This window comes from Candidatus Bathyarchaeia archaeon, assembly GCA_035935655.1.
Classification (GTDB): Archaea; Thermoproteota; Bathyarchaeia; order 40CM-2-53-6; family 40CM-2-53-6; genus 40CM-2-53-6.
In genome coordinates, this window is sequence record DASYWW010000031.1 from 13449 (window position 1) to 31961 (window position 18513).

The 18513-nt window shown below is 50.2% G+C and carries 20 protein-coding genes; 8 read left to right on the forward strand and 12 right to left on the reverse strand.

Going from position 1 to position 18513, the window contains the following annotated elements; genetic code table 11:
• Position 1: 1 nt before the first annotated feature.
• The 4 genes from VGS11_05090 to VGS11_05105 are packed head-to-tail and all read right to left on the reverse strand — an operon-like array spanning position 2 to position 3342.
• Complete coding sequence (locus VGS11_05090) at positions 2 to 730, reverse strand: glycosyltransferase family 2 protein (GenBank protein HEV2119462.1); 729 nt, start codon at positions 728 to 730, stop codon at positions 2 to 4.
• Entirely contained in the window at positions 727 to 1236 is a 510-nt protein-coding gene (locus VGS11_05095; GenBank protein HEV2119463.1) for an acyltransferase, read from the reverse strand. The genes VGS11_05090 and VGS11_05095 overlap by 4 nt, the downstream gene beginning before the upstream one ends.
• Positions 1233 to 2243, reverse strand: coding sequence for a Gfo/Idh/MocA family oxidoreductase (locus VGS11_05100; protein HEV2119464.1), 1011 nt, complete (start codon positions 2241 to 2243; stop codon positions 1233 to 1235). The genes VGS11_05095 and VGS11_05100 overlap by 4 nt, the downstream gene beginning before the upstream one ends.
• Before the next feature lie 13 nt (positions 2244 to 2256).
• Entirely contained in the window at positions 2257 to 3342 is a 1086-nt protein-coding gene (locus tag VGS11_05105; GenBank protein HEV2119465.1) for a DegT/DnrJ/EryC1/StrS family aminotransferase, read from the reverse strand.
• A 439-nt stretch (positions 3343 to 3781) separates the two neighbouring features.
• On the opposite strand from VGS11_05105, the gene VGS11_05110 reads away from it, so the two are divergent.
• From VGS11_05110 to VGS11_05135, 6 genes are all read left to right on the forward strand, one after another.
• Positions 3782 to 4840, forward strand: coding sequence for a nucleotidyltransferase family protein (locus VGS11_05110; GenBank protein ID HEV2119466.1), 1059 nt, complete (start codon positions 3782 to 3784; stop codon positions 4838 to 4840).
• Positions 4841 to 5488 (forward strand): hypothetical protein, encoded by a 648-nt coding sequence (locus VGS11_05115; GenBank protein HEV2119467.1) that lies wholly within the window; start codon positions 4841 to 4843, stop codon positions 5486 to 5488.
• A complete protein-coding gene (locus tag VGS11_05120; GenBank protein ID HEV2119468.1) occupies positions 5485 to 6987 on the forward strand; it encodes an alkaline phosphatase family protein in 1503 nt (500 codons plus the stop codon). Before VGS11_05115 ends, VGS11_05120 begins: the two co-directional genes overlap by 4 nt.
• 88 nt (positions 6988 to 7075) lie before the next feature.
• Complete coding sequence (locus tag VGS11_05125; protein ID HEV2119469.1) at positions 7076 to 8107, forward strand: type I glyceraldehyde-3-phosphate dehydrogenase; 1032 nt, start codon at positions 7076 to 7078, stop codon at positions 8105 to 8107.
• Between the two features lie 402 nt (positions 8108 to 8509).
• Positions 8510 to 8656, forward strand: a complete 147-nt coding sequence (locus VGS11_05130; protein HEV2119470.1) for a hypothetical protein — start codon at positions 8510 to 8512, stop codon at positions 8654 to 8656.
• A 107-nt stretch (positions 8657 to 8763) separates the two neighbouring features.
• Entirely contained in the window at positions 8764 to 9279 is a 516-nt protein-coding gene (locus VGS11_05135) for a GTP-dependent dephospho-CoA kinase family protein (protein ID HEV2119471.1), read from the forward strand.
• A 23-nt stretch (positions 9280 to 9302) separates the two neighbouring features.
• On the opposite strand, the gene VGS11_05140 is transcribed toward VGS11_05135, so the two are convergent.
• From VGS11_05140 to VGS11_05165, 6 genes are all read right to left on the reverse strand, one after another.
• Positions 9303 to 10133, reverse strand: coding sequence for a hypothetical protein (locus tag VGS11_05140; GenBank protein ID HEV2119472.1), 831 nt, complete (start codon positions 10131 to 10133; stop codon positions 9303 to 9305).
• A 65-nt stretch (positions 10134 to 10198) separates the two neighbouring features.
• Complete coding sequence (locus VGS11_05145) at positions 10199 to 11362, reverse strand: MFS transporter (protein HEV2119473.1); 1164 nt, start codon at positions 11360 to 11362, stop codon at positions 10199 to 10201.
• A 126-nt stretch (positions 11363 to 11488) separates the two neighbouring features.
• Positions 11489 to 11923 carry a PPC domain-containing DNA-binding protein gene (locus tag VGS11_05150; GenBank protein HEV2119474.1) on the reverse strand — a complete coding sequence of 145 codons (435 nt, stop codon included), beginning with the start codon at positions 11921 to 11923 and terminating at the stop codon, positions 11489 to 11491.
• A 67-nt stretch (positions 11924 to 11990) separates the two neighbouring features.
• Complete coding sequence (locus VGS11_05155) at positions 11991 to 13295, reverse strand: lactate racemase domain-containing protein (protein ID HEV2119475.1); 1305 nt, start codon at positions 13293 to 13295, stop codon at positions 11991 to 11993.
• A gap of 158 nt (positions 13296 to 13453) precedes the next feature.
• A complete protein-coding gene (locus VGS11_05160) occupies positions 13454 to 14062 on the reverse strand; it encodes a hypothetical protein (protein ID HEV2119476.1) in 609 nt (202 codons plus the stop codon).
• 708 nt (positions 14063 to 14770) lie between these two features.
• Positions 14771 to 15751, reverse strand: coding sequence for a hypothetical protein (locus tag VGS11_05165; protein ID HEV2119477.1), 981 nt, complete (start codon positions 15749 to 15751; stop codon positions 14771 to 14773).
• A gap of 496 nt (positions 15752 to 16247) precedes the next feature.
• Here VGS11_05165 and VGS11_05170 point away from each other — a divergent pair, with 496 nt between their 5' ends.
• Positions 16248 to 16430, forward strand: a complete 183-nt coding sequence (locus VGS11_05170; GenBank protein HEV2119478.1) for a hypothetical protein — start codon at positions 16248 to 16250, stop codon at positions 16428 to 16430.
• Between the two features lie 614 nt (positions 16431 to 17044).
• Here VGS11_05170 and VGS11_05175 read toward each other — a convergent pair.
• Positions 17045 to 17287, reverse strand: coding sequence for a hypothetical protein (locus VGS11_05175; GenBank protein HEV2119479.1), 243 nt, complete (start codon positions 17285 to 17287; stop codon positions 17045 to 17047).
• A gap of 175 nt (positions 17288 to 17462) precedes the next feature.
• Between VGS11_05175 and VGS11_05180 the strand changes: the two genes are divergently transcribed.
• Positions 17463 to 17876 (forward strand): hypothetical protein, encoded by a 414-nt coding sequence (locus VGS11_05180; protein ID HEV2119480.1) that lies wholly within the window; start codon positions 17463 to 17465, stop codon positions 17874 to 17876.
• A gap of 39 nt (positions 17877 to 17915) precedes the next feature.
• On the opposite strand, the gene VGS11_05185 is transcribed toward VGS11_05180, so the two are convergent.
• The coding region (locus tag VGS11_05185; GenBank protein HEV2119481.1) for a hypothetical protein at positions 17916 to 18513 on the reverse strand (598 nt) is incomplete at its 5' end.

The window sequence follows — 18513 nt, forward strand, 5'->3', positions numbered from 1 at the left end:
TCTACTTCTTGACTCCGAGTCTTAGCATGAGCAATGGCCCCACGATTTGCCACCAGTCCTTGGACGGAGAGATGTGAGAATATTTCTTGTTCTTCATTGCAGAGTAATCTTTGGAAACTGGCCTCTCAGTAAATCTGTAGCCCAGTGTGAGAACTTTGTAGTGAAGGTAGTATTCTAGCTCATACCCGTCTAGCCAACTCTGCCGAAGGTCAATGCGCGAATCTTCCACGATCGCGGCCTTGTAGGCTCTGAAACCGTTCGTGACCTCAGTGCACCGTACTCCTGTCATAAACGACCAGACATATGGAAATATCCTTGTGAAGATGCTTCTCAGGAAAGGATTCTTTTCTCGGCGGCCTCCGGGGAGAAACCTGGAGCCCTGAACGTAATCGTATCCCTCTTCTATGATCGGAGTAGTTAGTCTCGGAATTTCGCGTGGGTCATCTTTGCCATTTCCTGCCATTATGACGATGAGCTCAAAGCCATTCTTGAGGGCATAGTTGTAGCCCTGGCGTATTGCATGACCAATTCCCTTTCGGACCGGGTTTTGGATGGTCTTGACAGGAACTCGTATTTGTCGTCCGGCCTCTTCGATCGCTCCCAGCGTGAGGATTCCAGGTTTGTCTGCAACGACGCATACTTCGTCTACGTAGCCAGGCCCGAACCTTTCGAGAACGGTTCCAATGGTCTCTGAGTCCCCGTAGACCGGAATGATCGCTATTGTCTTCAAAGACGCGACGACCCCTTCGTGCTACGTGTTTTCGCTGGCGCAGCCAGACTGGGCAGGGCTTTGCTCACGACTCGTGCAGGGTTGCCGAACGCGACGGCGTTGTCCGGTATGTCCCTAGTCACAACAGACCCTGAGCCAATGAGAGCGTTTTCTCCAATGGTCACACCGGGGTTGATCACGCTTCGCGCACCGATTGATGCGAACTTCTTTACTCGGGTCTCGAGAAGTTTCCATTCGCCATGGGCTCTGGGGTACTTGTCGTTGGTGAACGTGACGCTAGGTCCGATGAAGACGTTGTCTTCTATGGTCACTCCGGTGGGGATGAAAACGAAGGGTCGAATCTTGCAGTTGTCGCCTATCGTGACTCCCTCTTCGACGTAGACGAACGCGTCTATCTTGGTGTTTTTTCCGATGTTGCCGCCGTAGAGGTTTACCTGGTCATATACCCGTGACGACTGTCCGATTTTCGTCTTCTTGATGATCGAGTATTTTGGCCGTCGATTCACTTTGCAGGTATCTCCTCGGCCAGGGGCATCTCAACTCGCACGGTTCGCTCCTGACGGAGAGACTCCCGTGCGGCTTCTAAGATGCTGACGACCCGGGCTCCGAGAATTCCGTCTGAGAGGTTGGCAAAGGGTTTGGAGTCCAGGCTGCTTGAAATGCAGTCGACAAAGTGTGTGACTTCCTCTCTGAGCGTGTTGCTCGGCGTAATGGAGATCTGGGTACTAGTTGAAGCGTGAAGGACGCCTTTCTGTTCCGAGCAGTCTAGGTATGCCATGCCCTTGCTTCCCACCACCGTCACATCTCTGCGCTTTTCCCTGTCTAGCCAGCTTACCTCAACTGAGGCCGCTAGCCCATTTGGATGTTCCGCTGTGATAAATGCGACTTCTTCGTTCTCCTTAGTTCTGTACCCTTTTCCCCTGCAAGTGATCTTGTTCGGCCACATGTCGAGCAGATAGTTGCAAATGTCGAATGGGTGAGGAGCTAGATCCGTGATAACTTCGCGGTATCCTTGTGGAGGGAGAAAACCTGTCCATCCGAAGCGAACATAGTAAAGCTCTCCTAGCACCCCGGTGTTGATGGCCTGTCTAAGTTCTCGGACTCCGTTGTTGAATCTGTGAATGTGACCGACGCACAGAACCCTCTTGCTTTCCCGGGCGATTTCGACGAGCTGGTAGGCTTCCTTCGAATTGAGGGTGAGGGGTTTCTCTACCAACACGTTCTTTCCGTGTCTGAGGAAATTAGAGGCGACCTCGAAGTGGGTAGCGTTGGGTGTGCAAATGTGCACTCCCGACAGTTGCGGATCTGTCAGAAGTCCTTGATAGTCTACACGATAGTCTAGGGGTCCAAATTCCTGTTGGCACTGTGCAAGCATAGTTGGCGAGTTGTCGACGACTGCGTGAAGTTGGACTCGTCCGGTAGTTCGGCCTACGTCTAGGATTTCTCGAATTACTTTTTTTCCCCAGTATCCACCGCCTATGACGGCGATTCGGACTGGGTTCGTACTGCTCACGCTATCACCTTGTCTACTCTGCGGTCGTAGTCTCTCTTACGAGACGGGAAACAGATCGGACTTCTTCTGCCGTAATTGCAGGATGAATAGGTAGACTGAGCACGCGTTCAGCTAGGCGCTCTGATAGCGGGAACGATCCTTCCGAGTATCCATATCTTGTTCGATACGGTGCTTGGAGGTGAATCGGCACCGGATAGTGAATGGCCGCTTCTACTCCGTTCTTCTCAAGATGCGAGGCTATTTTGTCTCTGTGGTCGCTTTGGACTACGAACAGATGATACACAGGGGTTGTCCCGGTCGTCTCAGCTGGCGGTAACTCCACGCCTGCGACACCTTCCAGCTCCCTTCTGTACATGTCCGCCATTTCTCTCCGAGCTTCGTTCCACTGGTCCAACTTCTTCAACTGGACCCTCCCAATAGCTGCGTTTACCGTGTTAAGCCGCGAGGTGTAACCGATCCGCGACATAGTATATTTCGACGCTCGACCACAATCTCTGAAGCTGCGAGCCGCCTCAGCAACTTGTTCATCGTTGGTCACGATCATGCCGCCGTCGCCGCATACCGTCATGTTCTTGCTTGTGTAGAAGGAGAAAACGCCCACATGTCCGAGGGAGCCGACTCGTCTCCCTTGGTACTCTGCACCGTGAGCTTGGCATGCGTCTTCAACGATGCTGATTCCCTTATCGTCGGCCAGGTCCTTGAACTCTTTCATTCTTGAAGGGTGTCCGTAAAGGTGAACAGGAATAACAGCACGAGTCTTTGGGGTGAGTTTGAGCTCCACCTTCTTTGGGTCAAGGTTGAAACCATCCTTCTCTACATCTGCAAATGTCGGTTGAGCTCCTGCGTGGATTACGGCGTTGGACGTTGCGAAGAACGAAAACGGTGTCGTCATAACCTCATCCTCTTCATCGATCCCCATTGATTGTAGGGCGATCTGGAGCGCGGCAGTGCCAGAGGCTGTTGAGACCGCGTATCGAGTGCTGCAATAACGTGCAAATTCTTCCTCGAACTTGTACACGCTCTCTCCCATGACAAGCTTCTCATTTTGCAACGAGAAGAGCGCCGCTTGAAGCATCTCTTCGTCTACAACTGGCCGCATTAACGGAATTCTGAATCCGTGCTTGGGCTGCAGTACAGTTTCAGTCCCCGCTGCGGGATTTGCCGTAAGGACTGTTTCCTCGTTCGTTCTTCAGACCCCTAGCGTGGGCACTTGCGGGTCCGCGAGTTTTAACCCTTCCTAGACAAAATCGTCCCTTTCAATCGCTTTAATGACAAAGAAATCCGAAGATATCGTATTGCTCAACGATAAGACCTTGCCGGAATTGGATAAATACCACGCGACTGGAATTCATCATCAAGACTACTACATGGAAGCTGGGGACAAGTGAAGATCCGGGATGACTCCGATAGTTTTGCCTGAAGATTCACTTATCCTCCGCGTACTAGATAACTCGGAGAGGCCTCGCTATGAAATTCCAGATTCTGTCAAAACAACATTTCAATCCTCTCTTCGATGAGTCTCTAGGAGCCATCGTTTTATGAAATTGGATTTTCTCGAGGAAATAGGAGGGGTGAAGACCGCCAGGAGAGAAGCTGAATCTCTGCTCCTAGCGAGCGCCTTGTTGAGGAACAACAAGCTCGTTGTGAAAGATGAAGAGAAGATGCTGAAACTTGCTAAGAAGAACAAGGTTCTCTTGCGGGCAGGAAAGCTGATCAGTCTTTCCTCCGTGGAACTCGACGAGGCAACAAACGATGCGCGCGAAGCATTTGATCTCTATGATCAGATGAGCGATTTCTTCACAAAGCGTGGAGTCTCTTTCGTCGCGATAAAATCCTTCGATTCTCTCCCCGACATCGGACACGACATTGACCTCCTCGTGCCATCACCAGCAGAGCTATTGTTAGCTGAGAAATTACTGGTGAATGAGTACAGAGTTCGCGCTTCGGGGCTCACTCACTGCGACAGATTACTCGGAAAGTTCAGCTGTTTTCTGCCCGGATACAAACACGACTTTGAGCTTTATCCGACGATTAGCCAGCTCGGCGAGAACCATCTAGACCCAAATCAAATCCTTCTTCAACGTAGGAAGATAAGACTCGAGGGGCATCCTGTATGGATGACGTCTGATTCAGATAGAGTGCTAATACGAGTGATTCACGCCATGTTCCGCCACAACTTTCTCAAACTCTCCGACATTCTGGACTTTTTGAAGCTGATTGAGACTGCGAGCGCTCCAGAAGTGATCGACAAGGTTGATCATGCTCGAATAGGCGACGCCTTCATTTTCTACCTGGCATCAATAGAACGTTTCCTGAAAGCCTGCCAAGTCGAAAACTCGAACTTTCAAGAAATGAAGAAGATGGCACAGAAAAGATTTGGCGACGATAGGCTGGGATTCCTGAGACGCGACAGGCTCGTTCTCCCCTACAGGATTCCTACAATAGCGATCGTCATGCTGTTCCTGCTTAAGGGTGCGCGAGAGGCTGCAAGTGCAAGATGGAAGAGCGCCCTTTCCTGTCTGGTCGCCCCACCACTCATGATTCTGGATTTTGTTAGCGCCGCGTTCAGGGCAGGAGGAAGAGGAGGCGTATGGTAGATGAACAAGATATTGATAACACTCAGCGGAACCCACGGTTCTGGAAAGTCAACGAACGCTGGCAAGTGCTACTATCTCCTCAATAAGGCTGGCTACAAATTCTCCTACCTGCGCCACCAGGATCTTCTAGATCCCTTCGGTTTCATCGTCAGACGAGCCGCTCGAATATTGCACACGAGTCCTGAAGACCTAGAAAAGCAAAAGCCGACCAGAGTCCTTTGGTCCCTCTACCTCCTCTACATATACGGTCCGATCCTCATCGGTGGAATACGGCTCCGCAAGCTCCTAGGATACAGCACGGTGTGTGACAGGTATGTCTACGATCTCATTGTAGCTTTCAGGGACAATGACATGAGCGTCCCTAGCGAAGCATTGCTCCTTAGACTCATCCCTCGCCCCGACGCATCTTTTGTGATGGATGCTCCTGAGCAACGAATTCTGGCAGATCGTCCAGAACACACGGCTGAGTTCATTAGAAAGGAAAAATGGCTGTATCTGAAACTCGTGGACGACTTCAACTTGACAAAGATCAACACCAGTGATTCTCCCTCGATCGTCTGGGACAAGATAACAGCAAAGGTAAGGGTCGCCCTAGGCGAGAGCCCCTCCGTGCGCGACACTCCCGTACGAGCGGTTATCGAAGCATGAAAGCGCTAGTGATTGGCGTAGACTCTGCGTCTCCCGTGTTGATTCAGAAGTGGATGGACGAGCTTCCAAACCTTCGGGCAATCTTCGACTCGGGCGCACATGGCGTTTTGAAGTCGATCGTCCCGCCGGAAAGTGTTCCTGCGTGGCAGTGCTTTGCCACAGGGAAAAACCCCGCGAAAATTGGCGTTTACGGGTTCACCTACATAGGAAGAGACAGGCAGCTAAAATTCGGAAAGACTACTCCAGAACTCGGATGCTTCTGGGACATCTGCTCGCAAAGAGGAATGAAAGTAGGGGTCTTCAACGTTCCAGGAACCTATCCCCCCTACCCGGTAAACGGTTTCATGGTATCCGGCTTTCCCGTGCCGCCTCATGGGGTCTGGTCCTACCCAGATGATCTGATGAAAAGACTAGACTCCTCAGTCAGTGGTTATGAGATCGACGTCCCACTAACCAAGCCTACGAGCATGAAGGGGGGAGAAAAAACATACCTCCTCCAAGTTCAGAAGCTGCACGACAAAACCCTTCAGGCTGCAAAACAACTGATCGAATGGTATGAACCCGACGTTTTCACAATGACATTCCAAGCAATCGATCAAGTCCATCACGATTTTTGGAAATACATGGATAACCAAGACTCACCTTATGCAAACGTTTTGCGCGACTGGTACATCAAGATGGACGCCGCGATTGGAGAACTTCGCGAGTTGTCGGGCCCTCTAACCAACGTACTGGTCCTCTCCGACCATGGATCGGCACCTGTCTCCTCTGCTCTATTCATCAACAAGTATCTGGAGTCTAACGGTCTTCTGACAGTCAAGGGTCCTGTGAAACGCAAAGGCGAAAACTACGTGAAGCTTAGGAACTGGGTCCTGAAAACACTGCCGCCGAGTGCCATTGCGACCATCTATAAGATGACGCCAGAATTCATTGGTTACAGATTTACTGAATCAGCAGCAATAGAACGGACCCTCCAGAGCCTTGTTGACAACATCGATTGGGACAAGACGCTAGCATTCTCAACTGGTGGACACCAGGCTCACATTTACGTGACATACGATCTTGTAGACAAGCTCAAGGGTGGGGAAGGTTCCCAGACCAAGACGAGTGTCGTGGAGAAGCTGTGCAACTTAATGAGCGAACTTACGGATCCAAAGTCCGGTGAAAAAATATCACCGATATTCCATTTCAAAGAAGACACTTTCAAGGGGCCGTTCCAAAACGAAGCGCCTGATCTTTGTGTCGAACTCTACACTAAGAACGAGAAAGTCCAAGTTAACCCGAGGCTGGGAGCCAAACAACTCTGGAGCTCTTCGCCACACTTCTCATCAATACACACTCGAGAAGGGTTCTACGGAATAACAGGACTAAATATTAGACACGGAGTCAAGCTGGATGCGAACCTTCTAGACCTAGCTCCAACGCTGCTAAGACTACTCAATGTGGAAACTGAGGCCGACTTCGACGGTCGAGTCCTGGATCAGGTCATCGCGAATTGAGTTTGTATATGAACCATGATTGTTCATCGACAAAGCAGTTTTCAATCGAAGCTGGGCGAGGGGAAACTGATTTCGGGGCCTGGGCGAATTGCGAATAGCGATTAATGGATTCGGTCGCATTGGAAGATGTTTCCACCGTGCGATCTTGGAGAACAAATACTCGGACATCGAGGTTGCTGTAATAAACTCAACTTCGGCTCCTCGCACCCTCGCGCACCTCTTGAAACATGATTCAACCTACGGAGTTCTTCCTTCGGACGTCAGCTGGGACTCGGAGACCATCACTGTTGCAGGACAGAGGATACCTTGCCTCAGCCAAACAGATGCATCCTCAATAGACTGGAAGAGTTTTGAAGTCGACGCAGTGCTTGAGAGCACAGGACAACGTCTCCAACGAGAGGACCTAACCGTTTATGCCGGCAACGGGGCTGGAAGGGTCTTGATCAGCGCTCCCTTCGAGGACGCAGACGTCATCCTTATCCCTGGATGTAATCTGGAAACATACGATCCGACCCTCCACAAGATCATCTCGATGGGTTCATGCACAACGAACTGTCTCGCACCTTGCCTTGCCGTCCTAGACCGCGCCTTCGGGGTCACGCACGGGTTTGCAACAACCATCCACGCCTACACCAGCGACCAAAGATTGCTCGACGGGTCTCATGAGGATCTTCGAAGGGCCAGAGCAGCAGGCCAATCCCTCATACCGACCCGAACCGGTGCAACGCAAACAATTGGAAAAGTCCTTCCGGGCCTCAAAGGGAAAATTACCTGCTCGGCGATAAGGGCGCCTACAGCCACGGTTTCGCTTCTCGACTTAGTAGTCCAGTGCAGAAGAGAAGTTGGCAGGAACGAAGTCAATGGCGCCTTCGAAAAAGCATCAGGTGAAAAACTGAAGGGAATCCTCGCGATCTCTGACGAGCCATTGGTCTCTGTTGATTACAAGAAAAACCCGCATTCAGCAGTCATAGACGGGCTCTCGACAGGAACGAATGGTTCAATGGTTCGTGTTTTGGCCTGGTATGACAACGAGTGGGCGTACTCAATGCGATTGATCGACACATTCCATCAGATCGAGCGGTCCGACCTGACATCGCAAGTTCCTTCCGGGAATCTTTGAAGACCCACGATTCGAAACAGGGTGTCTCGATAATTTTTTTGCTCGGGAAATTGTAAAGTCGACTAAATAGCAAAGGACCGGCATCGCAAGTCAACAATGTCCTTTCCTTTATGTCGCAAAAAAAGTACGTGACGCTTAAAACGACGTCGACCGTCCAGACAACAACGATCGAAGGTCGATCAGTCGCAAGGTTGCTCCCATGCGCAAACCAACTCTGAACTCGCCCCATGGACTAAAGGAGACCTGTCGTTGAGTCGATGGGAATGCCTATCCGGGCACATCTTTCAGGGGAACTTTTTCGACCCGCCAGGGGGACCTAACGGAGGTGGTACCGGCCCGCTTGCTACATTTTCCTGTCCTACTTGCGGCAAACCCATGAGCTTGTTACGGGGGGAAGGAGCTTTGGAGCTGCTGAAGCGCATTCGAGAATTCATTGGAGAGGTCTCTAGGGACCCACAATATGGAACCGATGGCTCCTCAATGCTGACCGAGGTGGAACGGCTTGAGTTTACCATCAGAAAACTCGCCGAAGAAGCGACGAGACCCTAGCAGACTCCAACGACCTTATCATCAACTACTTTCAACGAAGGACCCGCTCAGCACTGCAATCCATCGAAGAGTCAAGTTTAGAAAGATAGATCTCGATCGTCCGGGCCTTGACAAGCTTCAGACCATCTCAATCAGATCTTGTCCGGCTAAAGACACCGCTTGGAATACTACTCAAGGGTACACCGATCAAAACGATGCCGAAACTGAGGCTACATGTTCACAAAACTAGGCCTTCCAAGGTCACGACGGTTGGCGACGTGGTCTCCAGAGAGACCTTGGCGGCTGGAATCCCAGTTAACCTGAGAATAGTAGACCAGATGACACTTAGAAAGCGGATCGGCCTGGTCGAAATCAAAGCAGAGCGGACATACCGAGTGAAGAATCCCGCGGGAGTCATTACGAGCGAGGCGTGGGATACAATCAGAATAGCTCTGAGAGAGAGGGAAGCGGTAATCTTCGTGGATGGTGAAGAGGACCTGCTCGCGATTCCTGCCGTTCTCGAATCACCTGAAAATGCCCTCGTTATCTATGGACAGCCCTCAGAGGGGCTCGTCATTGTAACCGCGTCCTCTCAGAAGAAGAACGAGGTCAGAGAAATCATGAACCGAATGACCGAAGAATAGTAGTCTGAAACCACGCCCGAAGATCAGGCGCGAACAAAACTTGCACAGATCATCCCATAATACGTCGGGACCGCGTACGATAGCAAGTTACCTCGCATCGGCACCACTCTTGTTAGACCCGCTAGTATCGCCATCTGCCAAAGGCTGTCCGGCTTCGCCTCCTCGACAAACTGCTTACTCAGGCGAGAAATAGATTCAACACGATTCTTCCGAATTGCCTGGAGGACGAAATGGTCGTAGCTTGCAGCGCTTCGATGATACCCGTAAGGTCCCGATTTCTTGTGCGCATGGGCCTGATCAGCGCTTGCAACGAACACGATGCGCTTCTTACTCTTCTGAGCCAGCTCCGCAGCTGTCCTCCCGAACGCGATGTTTTTGCTAAGAGGGATCTCTCTGGACGGCGTGACTATCACAGCTCTCGCCGTAACCCGTTCTTCTTTGACAATAAACCACATTGGGACGAGAACCCCCCAGTCCATCGGCATATCTGACGCGCGCCCTTCCGCCGTCCCGTAGTTTGCCCCTACAACCGGCAGACGATTCCCCGTTGACTCTTCGAGGAGATCTTGAGCGAACTCTCGATCGCATCTTAGTCCTAGGCTTACCTTTCTTCCGCCTGATCCCTTCAGCTGGCCCGTAGAGTTCTCGGCGGTCACGATACCGATGTTGTTTTGGAGTCTAAGGTTATGCGGGCTCGCGATGATGATCGTATGCGGCCGCGCCTTTCCGATCTCTCTCGCGATCTTGCGCACGGACTCCCTCGTCTCCTCGAATAGGTGCTCAGTTTTCCGAACTGCCAGTTGCGGGATAATGTCCCCACCATGCGGCAGTATACACGCGTAAACTAGAGGCATTCTTGGCTAGGCGCTCCCGGCGTAGGAATGCTGATGGTGAGCTAGAATATTCTTCCGGTGGTTCGCTAGCGTCGACGGAGAAGCGCTGACGTTGCTAGAATGGAGGGAAATAGTATTCCCGCTCCTGCGTAGAAGATCCATTGAATTCCCGCGCTCCCCGCAAAACTCGAAACGAACCCGCCGATGATATTTCCGATTGCAAGACCGATGCTGAGGACTATGCTGTAGAGAGCGTTTGCGGAGCCTCTCTTAGCCTTCCCAGATATGTCGGCAATGTAGGCGAGAATTGTGGGCGCTATGGAGGATGCCAGGAAGAACATTGGCCAGAGCAACAGCTCGTACTTCACTAGCTCGTTGTGCTGCCAGGACCATCCAAAGAGAACTAGAAAGCCTAATTCGCCAAAGGCGCCGATGATCATAACTCTAGTCCGTCCAACCTTGTCCGAAATGTGGCCGAACACGATAGCTCCGAGTGCGAACAGCCCCCCTAGAACTCCGAGGAAGATCAGAGTATCTCTCGTAAGAGCAATGTTGGAGTCCCTGAAAGCCTTCGGCAGGAGAAAGTACATCCCCAGAATAATGGTCTGCGCGATCCATACCGGAATCACAGGACGTATCTTGCTGCCGATTCTTTTCTGTCGGATCTTCGGCTGCTTCAGCTCCCAAACTCTCACCGGTTCTACGAGAAACTTCGCTGCCATTAGTCCCGCGAACAGGAAAACCCCTGCGGTCACCCAGAAGGCGTATGACAACTCATCCGCGAAAACGTTGACCAAGAGTCCTCCTACTCCGAATCCGAGCCCATAGCCTCCGAGGTTTGCAAGGTCGAATCCGCCCATGCTCTTCCCGCGATTCGTAAGTTTCGTTGCGTCTCCTAAGAGTGTAAGAGACGTTACGGCGGCGGTTGCAGCTGAGATACCCATCAATGCATGGAGAACGGAGACGTTCAAGAGATTTCGAGTGAAACCAATGGCAGCTGTGAGAATCGTGATCATTATCATTCCAATGATGTGGAGTCTCTTGCGACTGAATCGATCAGCGAGCCGGCCGATTGGTAATGCCGAACCTGCCTCCGACATAGGATAGAGTGCCAGTATGATCCCGATTATGTAGCTCGGTGCTTGGAGGTACAATGGAAAGAGGATTGTTATCGATCCGAATCCAATTCTTGTCAGGAAGACGGCCACGTAGAGGTATAGCACCATTCGCAGCCCGACTTTACGCGGCAAAGAAGCACCTATCTTTGGTTCGGGACCTGTGTTGAGCGTGTAATAGGCTGAGTGGTCCTACCGGCGCGAATACGCGGGGAACTAGCTTATGATCAATTAACAGGTTGAAAGCGTATGATTCTATGTCTATATTCTTCGCGCTAACTGCAGCACATTCAACCCTATCGCCTCATTCTTTGCCTTGAGCAACTTTCCTGGGAGCTTCCAGATCCCGATCTCTACCATGTTCGCCGAGGACCCCTCATCGAGGTGGCCCCCGATCACTGAAAAATCTCTGCGGCCCAACGTTGCATGAACGTGCGGAAGGGGCTGGCGATTCATGCTGGCGATGTTGCCAGAAAGGTTTAGGATCTCCAGATCATCTTCAAATGTTTCGTACTTGTATTGCTTTGTCTTGAAATCGTAGTGGCCGAGCTTGACCTTGCTCAGAGAACCGATCCCTTCGAGTAGGCTCGCGCTGAGTCTCTTGGTTGTCGCGAATTGTCGTAAGGATTGGAGGATGTCGTCGCCGGATTCGAGCCTTAGGACGTATTTGTCGGTTCCCAGTTTGGAGTAAATCATGAAAGAGTCGAGCGGATAGGTTCGGGTTAAACCTAGTTGGCCTGGTCCTATTTTTGGGTAGTCATTTCTATGCTGCTACTGGTACAGTGGAGGAGCCGAAGGGAATCACCGCGACATCCTTTTCGTATAGCCTCTGGTCCAGGGTCCTAAGCCCGTCGTCGATTGATCTGAAGAACTTGATCCTTGTTTTGCTCAGTAACTCTTCAACCGGGGGTGGCGCCTTAGGTGAGACCACGATGAAGTCTGCCTTTTTGGCGTCGAGCGAGAACCTGTTCGGCTTCTGCGAGGCTTCTGTGACCTTTCCAAGCTTCGCTCTCTTCTTCAGGTCCTCGATAACCATCTCGGGCTCCATCTTACCATAGGCTTCCATCTCGGCCTTGAAAGCGTCTCCTCCGATCCCTGTTTCAAGTGAAGCAAGTAGCATTACGATGGATTTGGGCTCGTATGCAGGAATCACGAGGCCTGCACCGAAGGTTGCGGCCTTGAGCGCCTGGTAGAGGTTCGTTCCGGTGGGTCCGTCCGCTACCGTGACGACAAGCGATGATGGGCGGGATGTGACCGAATGAGCTTTACGGGAATAGTTCTCGGCAAGTTGTTGATGTGCGAGGGTCGGGTCTCCGTATGATGCTCGGACGAGGGTCCCGTCTTGGTTGAGGACAAAATCGAGAATTCGATGCTCTATTTTCATTGATTCCCGAAGTACGTTGGGAACCTCGTTCATATCCTCCCTGGTCGGGTTGCCTTTGATCGCGAGCTCACGGCAGTTCGGGTTTCCGATCACGTATCCATGGTTGGTGGTTATGGTTTTGAGGCCGGAGCAGCCGGGAAGGAGAGCTTTCGCCCCTCCCTCGTAACCGGCGAAGTAATGAGGTTGAACGTTGAGCGTCGATATTAGGAGATCTCTATCAAATAGCTCCTTGTTCAGCTCGACAGGTGTACCTCTACTTGTGACTCCAATCCATTCGTACTTGCTACCCGGGTTCTTCACTGAACTTACTCGGATGTTCTTCTGGTAGCGTTTGTAGATGTCTTCTCCAACGACTTTCTTGATGAAGTCCGGCTCGGATGGAACATGGGTCCCGCCGGCGCAGATGATTTTGATATCATCAGTCTTCGGTTCTATCATGTTGATGAGTTGTGAGATGAAGGGTGAGTGTTTCCTTGTGAAGTCTGAGAAGATTATGGCTGGGCTCCAGCACTTTTCCCTCTCGAACGGTTTCGCCCCGATTGGGGTTGCGAACGCCTCGCGAAAGGCGAGTTCGATCGGCTTTGTAGGCAGGGGTGTTGGTCTTATCCATCGGATCTTCTCAGGGGAGAGGAGTTTGCTGCCGCCGAATTGGTCTAGAACGGAGAGGCTGACCGTGCTGGTCAAGGCTAAGGTTGATCTCTGCTCGTAGCCGATTTAAGGATTATAGGATCTTCTCCGGCTTGCCGCTGTATTTTTGTAGACAAGGATACTTATTAACCCAGATTCTTTGTAGCGTCGAACGTCACATTTTTCGCTACAGTTTATAGGCTCCCACAACTTGATCAGGTTGTACTTGATTTACGCTTCTTTAATCTCCACCTGGAGATGCGTCTGCGGAAACTGCTGATAATCCAACTATCGCGGAATCTGTAGACGATGAAAGCACCGTACCCCGAAAACAGAGCGATTTCAAACAAAAGGAGACTATAGTCAGGCTGACTAGAGACTGGAGCACCCTTTGTTATGAGTTGATGATCGCCCCTCTCATTAGAATTTACCCAGACCTCAAGATTCGTCGTAGAGTGACTGAGCTTAACCGAAACACGCCCTTGTTGACCTAGTCTCGGCAGGTTTGCGACAATAACCGTCTGATCACCGGTCAGATCGAAGGTTTTCACCCATGTAGCATTTTCGGACGAGAACCTCGAAAAATCTGTTTGATTTCCGGGCACCACGAGCGTAATCCTAACCCCGTGGGCTGCAGACCCAACATTGGTTACGTTTACTGACGAAAAGTCGGGGGATGGCGCAACTTGGAAATCTGGAGTAATGATTAGGTTCGATATCAATGGAGGTCCGGAGAAGGCTAGAGCGGCTGCAAGAATGCCTCCAGAGGTGGTAATGAGCGTATTTCGTGTGGAGTGCTTGTCTTCCTCTTTCTTCTCTACCATGAAACGCCCTAAGTCAAGACCAGTCTGACGCTATTTATGCGAGAACGGCTTCAGGTGTGAACGAAATCCGACTTCGCATTACGATTATCTATTTAGATTGAGGGCGGTCTTTTCTCACATAGATCCATACAGCAAGAGATTCGACCATAAGAATTATTCCCACGAGCAAAACTCCCCAACTTGACGGTTCAATAGGGCGATAGTTGAAACAATTGTTGCCTACACAAGAGCTGTAATACGGCGGATTAACAATCTCTTCGATAGCAAACAGAATCATGGCACTTCCGAGAAGCGTGTCAAATAGCAAGCTGTACAGTAAGACTTGGATTCTATCCAACTTAGAGCTTCTCTTCTAACTTCGAGAATCAAGCGTAAGAAGATTGCGGAGATACTCCGAACGCCCAGCAGAAAATATCTCTTCGAACTCGAAATGTACTAGAGCAAATTCGAGAGTGGAGTTCACATGATAGTGACGCTGGTAGACCGCTTCGAACATCTTGCTATCTTTGATTCAGACAGCAACACGGTTAATTATTACTATAACGAATGGAAGCCAAACAAGCCTCCTACTGTAGCCTCTCAGGGCCAGCCGGTTCTTACTAGATCGTATAACACTACTTTAGACGCTATGACGGAACTTTACGAGCATGGCTATTTTGGCCCCGAGATCATGTGGAAACGTGCTTCGACTCGATAAAGAGTCTTTGATCACAATCCTAAGGCTCTGAGTATTGCGTCAATAATGCGCAACGTATACAACGCGGCAAGAACATCGATAATCGTGACCACCGACAACGCTAAGCGTCCCCAATTGAAGCGCTTCTCCCATGGCAGTTCAAACTCGAATTGGCACGGGGGTGTTATAGGCTGAGGGTAGGGCTGATTCAGCACACCAAACACATCACCGTTTTCAATGAGTGTAGCTTTCAAGCTCGCAGAAATCGGTGAGGGGGAGGCAGAAGGTTGGTTCTGCCTCAGGTGGTCAAGATAAAACTGTCTGAGAAATAGATTTGGACTAATGCTCCGGGCGATAGGAATCTGCTGTTTCAATCGCTTCTTGATCTTATCTCTGATTATTCGCATAGTCAAGGTTTGGTAGAATGGAGAAAGGGACTGTAATTGGCCGACTGATTCGAAGGCTATATCGGTATCTTTGTTCTTACCCAACCGAAATTCTGTTAGGTAAAGCACATTCACAGTGAAGAAATACGGAATACCGCCCGTCAGGAAAGGTACGTGTACACCGCTTAGCACGAAGGAAGTGAAGCCAATGTTCACGGCGAAGACCACTGCTGAAATCAGTCTCCGCTTCATGTGGACTCTCAGAATCGTCAACTTCAATTTGCACGGGCCTTTATCGGTGAGTTCGACAGTTCTTCGGTGCACCTTACCAAGGAATAATTGATACTCGATCAAGATGAGTACCGTCACTACACCGGCGATGGCTGCTAGAATAATTCCAAGAATCCCCGGTAGTCCACCCGATTCAAGGGCAGTGAGTTTCGGGTCTATGACGAAAGTCACAAACGTGATGAATGCGTTACTAACGAGTCCGATTATGATATAGGTCTGTGTCCAATGCTTCTCAAGTCTTCGCTCGGCAATCTCCGCAAATACCGAAGGGGGATATCGTAATGCTCTTGCAATTGGGGCTAGATGAATGGTAACCCACTTTCGAGTACCCCCCAATCTCAGTTCCTTGTTCAGTAGATGTATCTCTTGCTTCTTATATAGGGTTCAAGCAGGCTAATTTTTTATCGGAGATAGACAATAGACTTGTGGGAGGAATATCAGTTTGGAATACCTTGAAGACCCCGCACTAAGGTTGGCTATAGTGCTGTTCGGGGCTGGGTTGATACTATCAGCTCTTATCGTTGATGCCGGATTGATGGCGAGACTTGCTCTAATAGTTCTTGGTGCTATTCCGTCTCTTCCATTGATCTTTCATAGGAAGTAGACTCGAACAGCTAAGCGGAATACGTAGACCGAAGTAAGCGATTACTAACTCTGCTCGTGCTTGTGCTCTACCGATAAGATTCTGCGTGGTGGTGCGATACTCCAGCACTCCGAACCTGTGGAACTTGCCGACGCATTTGTCCGGAATCTCTACGTCGTCGTTAATTAGACAAACCCATCTTCTTCCACTGACAAGATCAACGAAACAATCATTGTTCTTCTAAAGGACATGGAGATTCTCGGGTCGCCTGTCGATCGATCTCGAAAGCGGGACCTCCCGCACGCAAAGTTGGAGCAAGAACTCTCAACCCACTCGAAGGAAGTGTGGGAGGTGAGAAAGAGACTCGTGGAAAAGGACACCTACAAGAAACGATACGACTGTTGTCCAAAGAAGCCGAAGCTGCTGCTGTGATAATTCTCAACCAGACCGCAGCTACCTCACCACCTCGATAATCGCCTTGCTCGGGGCACCCTTCTCAGACCCGAATCTACCGTCAACGGGGACGGGATTTTTTCTCCCATGAGAGAAGAAGATAGTGCGCTTCGTTGATATTGGACTTTTAGATCCATAATGGGGAACATGTCGAGGCAAATAACAGCGAAGTCAACGAGCTTACGCTGGGCACGAGATAGGAAGTATCTTCTGATCTGGCTCATCTTTTGGACCTCGTCCACGATCAATGGCATAGCCGCCAAGGCACAAGATCTGCGTCACTCTCTGTGGTTAGTGTCAAAATACTTACTACGAGAGAACTACATAGCAAGGAAACTCGTGACTTCATCAGGATACAATAGACCGCGTTACGAGTCTCTTGGTATGGAACAAACCGGTTACAAAATACTGACTTAGACGATCTTTGAATAGCCATTGCTGGCCTATCTATTTAGATCGAGGCCTCAGATTCTTTGCTTATGTGCCTCTCTGACTAGCCTTCGAGCCTCAAGATAGTCGTTGAGGCGGATTGCGTGTCTGTGGGGCGGTGTATATGTTCTAGCAGCATAACGTAGCACCAAGAGGATGGCTCCTTAGAAAATGAAGAGTAAAACGATACCACCAGTTGCTGGAGATTGTAAGGTAAGAGGCCAGTTTGTTGCCACGAGATAAATTATGGATACAGCAGTAGGACTAAAGATGCCCACAAGGAAGCCAAGCGACAAGAACCAGAGCTGTGATTGAGCATCAAGACGTTTGTCGAAGAGTAGTTTGAGGTCTTCCTCCTCGATAGTGGGATTGCATTTTACAATTTCCGTAAGAGTGGGCGGGGACATGCCTTTCACTTCTCCGGATTCGTTTCTTTCCTAAATAGTTCCTGACCACACGAATAGACTGTGACAAAGAATAGTCCGCCCGCACCCGAACCTGACATGGCAACCCTTCTTAGGACGACCGCCAACTCGTACCTCACAGCCCTTAACAGCCTGTCTGACTCAGAAGGGGCGGACTTTGACTACTGACCCCATCAAGGCTCGAATTGACAGGGCACAGAAGAATCTGAACAAGGCGCTTGAGAATCTTTCAACAGTAAAACAGACCGCTAACCCAAGATCGTGGAATACTATTTGGGGAGTCGCTTCAAATGTGCTAATCTATATCCACAAAGTTTCTGCGGAAACGATGTCGCCAGAAATGACGGAAAAGTATCTTGCGGTTATAGAGGCTGATGTCAGGATCCTAGAGGCGCTCTACCATTCTACCTCTAGAAAGTGGAGACATATCATAGCGGAACAATCTCAATCAAGTCCTCTTGCTTTTCCGGGCGAAACTCGCTGGCAAAGATACGGAAGCCTAGTAATGACCAGCGCCGTTTCGGCGGCTGTAACCGCTATCGTTACCGCCTTGATCCTACATTTCATCTAGTCTGTCAGCCTTGAATCTAGAAGTATTTAGTTGCAGAGCCTAGAGTCTGCTTTGCGAATGTTTGCTTCCCGTCGCCTTTCCAAGCGTGAGCAGAATGGATCTAGTGTCGTCCAGGTTTTGAAGTGCCTCTACGGTGCTTATCCAAGACTTCTCTGAGTCTAGGAGCTTGTCAACGGCTTTTATTCGGTCAGACTCCGTTGCATTCTCGTTTTGAGCCTCCCATTTCTTGAACCGTTCGACACGGGCCATGCGTTGCTTGATCCTACGACTTGCGAAATGAGCCACGAAGTTCCCGTTCTGGTGTATTCTATCGATAGCAGTAATTTGTTCTTCAGAAAAACTAACTCTCTGTACGACCGCATCACGAAGTTCGTCGAACCCGACAAATCGAAGCTTTCCGTCTAGAGTGGTGGGATAAACTATGGCGAATGACGAGTCACTACCCCATTGCACGCTCAAGAATATGAGAAATGAGCTTTCTAGAGTAGCACGACATAAAAGGACGGACCCCTCGATTGCGCCTGCATCAAAAGATTCGGCTGCTTTTCTAAATAAGAAGTATCCTTCTTGGAAGATACCGAATGCTTTCCACATCTGATCTTTGAGAGCTTCGTGGAGTTCTTTCCATAACTGCTCG

What these genes read in the sequence shown, in the direction of transcription:
- VGS11_05105 (HEV2119465.1), bottom strand. Translation starts at nt 3,342, where the DNA reads ATGCGGCCAGTTGTAGACGAAGAGATGCTTCAAGCGGCGCTCTTCTCG.
- VGS11_05110 (HEV2119466.1), top strand. Translation starts at nt 3,782, where the DNA reads ATGAAATTGGATTTTCTCGAGGAAATAGGAGGGGTGAAGACCGCCAGG.
- VGS11_05115 (HEV2119467.1), top strand. Translation starts at nt 4,841, where the DNA reads ATGAACAAGATATTGATAACACTCAGCGGAACCCACGGTTCTGGAAAG.
- VGS11_05120 (HEV2119468.1), top strand. Translation starts at nt 5,485, where the DNA reads ATGAAAGCGCTAGTGATTGGCGTAGACTCTGCGTCTCCCGTGTTGATT.
- VGS11_05140 (HEV2119472.1), bottom strand. Translation starts at nt 10,133, where the DNA reads ATGCCTCTAGTTTACGCGTGTATACTGCCGCATGGTGGGGACATTATC.
- VGS11_05150 (HEV2119474.1), bottom strand. Translation starts at nt 11,923, where the DNA reads ATGATTTACTCCAAACTGGGAACCGACAAATACGTCCTAAGGCTCGAA.
- VGS11_05160 (HEV2119476.1), bottom strand. Translation starts at nt 14,062, where the DNA reads ATGGTAGAGAAGAAAGAGGAAGACAAGCACTCCACACGAAATACGCTC.
- VGS11_05170 (HEV2119478.1), top strand. Translation starts at nt 16,248, where the DNA reads ATGGAGATTCTCGGGTCGCCTGTCGATCGATCTCGAAAGCGGGACCTC.
- VGS11_05175 (HEV2119479.1), bottom strand. Translation starts at nt 17,287, where the DNA reads ATGTCCCCGCCCACTCTTACGGAAATTGTAAAATGCAATCCCACTATC.